The sequence below is a fragment of the Streptomyces sp. NPDC004647 genome, from assembly GCF_040609575.1.
In the GTDB taxonomy this organism is placed as follows: domain Bacteria; phylum Actinomycetota; class Actinomycetes; order Streptomycetales; family Streptomycetaceae; genus Streptomyces.
The window spans coordinates 1-3759 of sequence record NZ_JBEXKU010000177.1; the positions used below are offsets into that span (position 1 = coordinate 1).

The 3759-nt window shown below is 69.0% G+C and carries 2 protein-coding genes and 1 pseudogene; all 3 read left to right on the forward strand.

Annotation, left to right across the window (positions count from 1 at the left end; translation table 11 throughout):
* Positions 1-1353, forward strand: a 1353-nt coding sequence (locus ABZW18_RS34305; RefSeq protein WP_356195320.1) for an MMPL family transporter, incomplete at its 5' end; no start/stop codon positions are given.
* 257 nt (positions 1354-1610) lie between these two features.
* Positions 1611-2364, forward strand: a pseudogene (locus ABZW18_RS34310) (transposase family protein).
* Between the two features lie 291 nt (positions 2365-2655).
* Complete coding sequence (locus ABZW18_RS34315; protein ID WP_356195322.1) at positions 2656-3483, forward strand: alpha/beta hydrolase; 828 nt, start codon at positions 2656-2658, stop codon at positions 3481-3483.
* Positions 3484-3759: the final 276 nt, after the last annotated feature.

A 3759-nucleotide genomic window follows, 5' to 3' on the forward strand; every position in this document is an offset into this window, starting at 1 on the left:
CTCGCCGCGCTCGTCGTCCTGCCGGTGCCCTTCCTGCGCAGTGTCGGATACGCGGGCCTGCTCATCCCCCTCGTCAGCGTCGCCGTTGCCCTCACACTGCTGCCCGTGCTGCTGTACGCGTGGGGCGACAAGCTCGACCGGCCGCGTCGGCAGCACCGCCCGGACAGCCGGATGTGGAGCAAGGTCGCCACACTCACCACCCGCCGTCCCGCGCTGTGCGCGATCCTCAGCGGCGCGCTGCTGCTCGCGCTGGCCGCGCCCGTGCTCGCCCTGCGGCTCGGGCAGCCGGAGACCGCGACGCTCGCCCAGGGCGGCCGACCCGCCAAGGCCTTCGAGCAGATCGTCGACGCGGGCTTCGGCGAGGGCATCGCGCGCCCCGTCGAGGTACTTGTCGACGCGAGCCGCACCGACGCGATGAACGAGGAGCTCGCCGGCGTCGACGGCGTCGCGGGCAGCGTCGCCCCCGCGGGCTGGGCGCGCGACGGCAGCCAGATCGTCGATGTGTGGACCACCGATGACCCGTCGAGCAGCAGCGGCCGCGACGCGGTGTCCACCGTGGCGGACACCGCACGGGAGACCCCGGGCGCACTCGCCGGCGGCGGTCCCGCGCAGGACGCCGACTTCATCGACGCGGTCTACGGATCGCTCGGCCTCATCGTGCTCTTCGTCGCCCTGATCACCTTCATCGTCCTGGCACGCACGCTGCGTTCGGTGGTGCTCCCGCTGAAGGCGCTGCTGCTCAACGCGCTCTCCACCTGCGCGGCGTACGGCGTGGTTGTCCTCATCTGGCAGAAGGGCTACGGCAGCGAGGCGCTGTTCGACACCCCGGCCATCGGAGCGGTGACCATCTGGATTCCCATGGCGGTCTTCGCGTTCCTCTTCGGACTGTCCATGGACTACGAGGTGTTCATCCTGCACCGCATCCGGGAGACCCACCTCGGCCTGACCGCCAAGGGGGAGCGGAACACCGTGGTGCCGTCCGTCGTGACCGGCATCAGCCGCACCGGACGGCTCGTCACCTCCGCGGCCCTCATCCTCTTCCTGGCTTTCACCGCGCTGGCCAGCATCCCGATCACCGATGTAAAGGTGTTCGCCACCGCACTGGCGGCGGGCATCATCATCGACGCCACCGTGGTCCGGGGCTTCCTCACCCCGGCATTGGTCACCCTCTTGGGACGGTCCAACTGGTGGTTCCCCCGCTCCTTGAGCCGGTTGCTTGCAGTCCCCGGACAGGCATCCGGCTCAAGGTCCGGACCCGCCTCCGACGAGGCGGCCTCCGGCCGCGAGCACTTCCCCGAGGAGCAGCCTCCCGCGGCCCAGACCCCCGAGGCGCGGCAGCAGGTCCGCGTCTGACCGCAGGGCCACCGAGCTTCGGCGCGGTGGTTATGCGTCCCTTTCTCTCGCCTTCATCGGCATACGACAAGGTGGTGGAGCGGACGCGGAGCCACTGCGACGTCCGGGACTCGACGACTGCGAAGGGAACCGACAGTGAGCTCTTTCCAAACTGGCGGCAGGCCGGGCGGGTTGGGGCACCCTGGCTGATGTGAACGATGAAGCTCCTGGTAGACGGGTTCTCGACCAAGATCACCCGTGTCCGCCAGGAGCTTCGCGTGCTTGTCTACCCGTCGGCGATCGATCTGTCCACCGCGCACCTGCGCCACCTCACCCGCCAACTGTCCGCGCATCGCCGGGAGATCGGGACCCGCTGGCGGCGCCTCACACCTGGGCGACAAGCACTGCTGGCTCTGGCCCACCTGCGGTGCGGCAACACCTACGCCCAGCTCGCCGCCGGGTTCGGCGTCGGGATCGCGACCGTCTACCGATACATACGTGAGGCGATCGAGGTACTGGCCGCGCTCGCTCCCAGCCTTGCCGAGGCCATGCAGACCTTGAGCGGCCTGGCGTTCGTGATCCTCGACGGGACACTGCTTCCGATCGACCGGATTGCCGCCGACACCCCGTACTACTCCGGGAAGCACAAGCGGCACGGGATGAACGTCGGTCCTCACCGACCCCTTCGGGCGCCTGTTGTGGGCCTCGCCCGCGCTGCCCGGCTCAACTCACGATCTCACCGCCGCCCGGACCCACGGGATCGTTGACGCGCTCACCAGGACCGGACTCAAGTGCTGGGCCGACAAGGCGTACCAGGGCGCCGGCGGCCCCATCCGGGTTCCCTTCCGCGGCCGGCGGATCAAGCAATGGCAGCGCCGACACAACAGCACGCACGCCAAGATCCGCTGCCTCGGCGAGCAGGCCATGGCCACCCTGAAGGGCTGGCGTCTCCTGCGAAAGATCCGCTGCAGCACCAACCGCATCACCGACATCGTCAAGGCCGTCCTCGTCCTTCACCACGCATCAACGTGAGGTTGGAAAAGGCTCATGGAACACGGCTGTGGCCCAGCCAGGGTTGCGGCTGCTCTCGGGCGCCATCAGTACCTGTTTCCGATTGCCGGTTCTGAGTAGCCTTGGGCTCTACGCTGGCGTGGTGTCCGAGGACACCGGACGGGCCGGGGAGAGGACTGTCGGGCTTGTGGCGTCCGGCTGAGGTCGGGTATGCGGCTCGAGGGCTCGGTCAACTGGTGGGCCCCGGCGCCCCTGCGGCGCTGGCACGCTCGCCACGGCTTCACCGACTGACATCCAGGAGAGGACGCACCCATGCCCGACGAGTACGCAGCCCACCGCCACACCGTGGGCGGCATCAGCCTCACCGACATGGGCGAGGGGCCGGTGACGCTGTTCGTGCACGGCGTCTTCACCAACGGGCGGCTGTGGCGCAACGCCGTCCGCCTGCTCTCCGACCACCGCCGCTGCATCTGCGTCGACATCCCCGGCCACGGGCACACCCCGCCGATAGGGGAGCCCTCGGTGTGGGGGCTCGCGGACGCAGTCGACACGGTGATCCGGGAGCTGGACCTGCGCGAGATCCACCTGGTCGGCAACGACACCGGCGGTGCGGTCGCGCAGGTGGTACTCGCGCGAAACGTCGACCGGTTCGCGTCCTTCACACTGACCAACTGCGACACCGAGGGCAACTTCCCACCGCCGATGTTCAAACCCGCCGTGTGGGCGGCCAAGGCCCGGCTGCTGCGGGCAGCGGGTCCATTCGCCCGGGTCCCATTCCTTGCCAAGCAGCTCTACCGCACCGGCTACCAGAAGCCCATGTCCCTCCCGGACGACGTGGTCACCGACTACCTCCGGCCGATCTTCGGCAACCGTGCGGGGACCCTGTTCATGGAGCGGCTGCTGGCATCCATGGCGCCGGACCAGCTCTCCGATATCCGAAAACAGCTCAGCACGTGCGAGGTCCCCACGCTGCTCGTGTGGGGCACCGGTGACTTCTTCTTCAAGCTCGAGTGGGCGCGTTGGCTGCAGCGCCTGATCCCGGGGGCCACCGACATCGTCGAGGTGCCCGGCGGTCGTCTGTTCTATGTGGACGAACGAGCCGAGGAACTCGTCGCAGCGCTGGAGAACCACTGGAAGTGAAGGCCTTTTGGAACGTGGGACGACCAGGGCTTGGCGGCAGCCTCGGGATTAGGTGAGTGCGCCGACGCGGGTGGCGAAGGACCGTACGCCGGGGAGGGTGCGGTCGTGCCGCATCAGGCCGGCGGCCATGGTCCGTACGGAGCTGCGGCGGACTTCCTGGGGTGCGGCCTGCTCGGCGGCCAGCTTGTGGACGGGGTTGAGAACTGACCGTTGACCGCTTCAGTGCCTTGGCCCCGACGGCGGTGGCGACCTAGCACAGTTCCTTGTCGTTGCTGC

Bases quoted from the DNA above. Each gene is read 5' to 3' on its own strand.
- ABZW18_RS34315 (WP_356195322.1), top strand. From the start codon at position 2,656: ATGCCCGACGAGTACGCAGCCCACCGCCACACCGTGGGCGGCATCAGC.